The organism is Pseudomonas sp. P4_C4, from assembly GCF_056402055.1.
Genome location: NZ_JBFUID010000127.1, coordinates 1 through 2,538, shown reverse-complemented (window position 1 = coordinate 2,538; position 2,538 = coordinate 1). Strand labels below are relative to the sequence as shown.

General features: G+C 52.6%; 2 protein-coding genes. One reads left to right on the top strand and one right to left on the bottom strand.

Features of this window, described 5'->3' with window-relative positions:
- Positions 1–87 precede the first annotated feature (87 nt).
- Positions 88–1,407: a carboxypeptidase-like regulatory domain-containing protein gene (locus tag AC1DXW_RS30845; protein WP_477760898.1), complete on the bottom strand. Its 1,320-nt coding sequence runs from the start codon at positions 1,405–1,407 to the stop codon at positions 88–90.
- A 140-nt stretch (positions 1,408–1,547) separates the two neighbouring features.
- Here AC1DXW_RS30845 and AC1DXW_RS30840 point away from each other — a divergent pair, with 140 nt between their 5' ends.
- Positions 1,548–2,201, top strand: a complete 654-nt coding sequence (locus AC1DXW_RS30840) for an SDR family oxidoreductase (RefSeq protein ID WP_477760899.1) — start codon at positions 1,548–1,550, stop codon at positions 2,199–2,201.
- Positions 2,202–2,538 lie beyond the last annotated feature (337 nt).

The following is a 2,538-nucleotide window of genomic DNA, read 5'->3' as shown; positions in this document are numbered from 1 at the left end:
ATATTTTCCAGTGCCTGATACACCTCCAACCCCAATAATCCTGCAAAACTTGGTGGTTATCCACTTTCCGAAAATACATCTAAATTATCAACCCCGCACATTCAAACGTATCGCTCCCATGTAATTTTTTCCACCCAGTGTCGATACTGCTGATAGATGATATTCACCAGGGGGTAATATCAGCTGGCCAGACGATATCCCGCTGCTATCAGTTCTGCTCATTGTTGGCAAGAGAATAGCGGAGCCCTCAACCGTCAATGAAACATTCGCTACGGGGGCGTCGTTCGGTCCGGTAACCCGAACAGCTGCGTCATAATAACCTTCCGGGAGTCTTATCACGGCTGGGGGAACAGGTAGTTCCACGTATTCACCATTAAGCTTCTTCAAGAACCTCAGTTTATAACGCCCCAATAATCTGTTAGTCGGCGTAAGAAGCCTCACTGCTCCTCCCTCGCTAGACAACTTCAACTTGAACGTTCCATCCTTCGCTGCGCCTGTGAGCGCCCACTTGTGGATTGTGGAAAATTGGCGAAGAGGCGGTTGGCTAGCGAGATCACCCGTTTCAAGACCATAGTCAGGAACCCAGTCAAGGGCCAAGGGAACACCCCTCAACATTTCTGCGTTCTTGTAATCCAAAGTGAGTGTTTGGGCTTCCCCGCCACCGATGAAATCTGCCCCGGTTGCCGGTATCGCAACGCCGTTTAATTTAACTATCACCTCATCAGCCAGGTTGCGCGATATCACCTTGCACACGGGCAGCGTAATGCCAGTGGACATGTCCGCACCTTTCAACTCCAGTTTGAACGTGCCGCTGTTGGTATGAGAGTTGACTGCCCAGGTATTCTTGCCTGACGCGGTTACCGTCAGATTGCCAGGTTGCACGCCAGTGAGCGGCGTGCCTGTCAGCTCCAGCGGGTAGTCTTGCAGGGGGCTGCCTGGCTTGTAGGTCAGGGTGACGGGCTGCGGCTCATTCCTGAAAAACACGGCACCGGCGGCCGGGGAAGGAACACCGCTCACCAGGACCTGATCCACCTCATCCGCCAGATTGCTCGAGATTACCAGGCTTCGGTGCTCCCACGGCTCAACCACTTCCCTGCTGAAAAACACCAGGGTGATACGACCGCTCTTGCCAGCCTCCGGCTCAATCTTCCACTTGAACTGGCCATCGACAGGAGTCACCCAATCGCCAAAACTCGGCGATGCTGCGATGTTCAAACCGCCACCCTCAGCCAGCCCCAGATTGATCTCCCTGGCGATCGCGGGTGGAGCCTCCACCGTCACTTCGTTCTCCTGCCCACGGTGCAACAAAATGGGTTCGTTCCATTTCACCTCCTTACCGTTGACGGTTAACGTGGCTTGTTCCCAAGGGCTTGCTGCAGCGGTTACAACGTTTAGTTCGGCGTTCATGACGACAATTCCTTTTCAGCGATGGACATAAAAACAGTCCGTTAACTATCAGGAAAAATCGAGGTGTCGGAAACTGTCATAACTGACAGGTCAATTAGAACAAAATGCAATAAAAGCTCCAACTTTCTTATCAAAGTCATATACGGAATGAAATCAGTACTCGACTCGACAGCAGGGTCACGTTTGTCTCCGGCGCCAGCCGTGGCATTGGTGAAGCCATCACCTGCCACATTGGAGAAATGGAACAGGCCAGCCAGGTCTTCGCCGGGATCAAGGAACAGTTCGGCCGCCTCGACATCCCGGTCAACAACGCCGCGACCAACCCGCCGTTCTGCAATGTGCTGGACACCGACCTCAGCGCCTTCCAGAAAACCGTCGACGTCAATATTCGCGGTTATTTCTTCATGTCGGTCGAAGCCGGCAAGCTGATGCGCGAAAACGGCGGCGGCAGCATCATCAACGTCGCCTCGATCAACGGCGTTTCGCCGGGGATCTTCCGGGGCATCTACTTGGTGACCAAGGCGGTGGAGATCAACATGACCAAGGTGTTCGCCAAGGAGTGTGCGCAGTTTCGGATTCGGTGCAATGCGTTGTTGCCGGGCCTCACCGACACCAAGTTCGYTTCGGCGCTGGTGAAAAACGAAGCCATTCTGAACACCGCTTTACAGCAGTTTCCGCTCAAGCACGTGGCGGATCCGAGTGAGATGGCCGGGGCGGTGTTGTATCTGGCCAGCGATGCGTCGAGTTATACGACTGGGGTTTCGTTGAATGTGGATGGGGGGTTCTTGTCCTGAACAGCTGCACTGGATGAACAAAAGGCAGTCTCTGACTGCCTTTTGTCATTTTCCGTCGATCAATTATATAGGTGAACCCTGCGGATCGATATTTTCCAGTGCCTGATACACCTCCAACCCCAATAATCCTGCAAAACTTGGTGGTTATCCACTTTCCGAAAATACATCTAAATTATCAACCCCGCACATTCAAACGTATCGCTCCCATGTAATTTTTTCCACCCAGTGTCGATACTGCTGATAGATTTTTTCCACCCAGTGTCGATACTGCTGATAGATGATATTCACCAGGGGGTAATATCAGCTGGCCAGACGATATCCCGCTGCTATCAGTTCT

What these genes read in the sequence shown, in the direction of transcription:
- AC1DXW_RS30845 (WP_477760898.1), bottom strand. Translation starts at nt 1,407, where the DNA reads ATGAACGCCGAACTAAACGTTGTAACCGCTGCAGCAAGCCCTTGGGAA.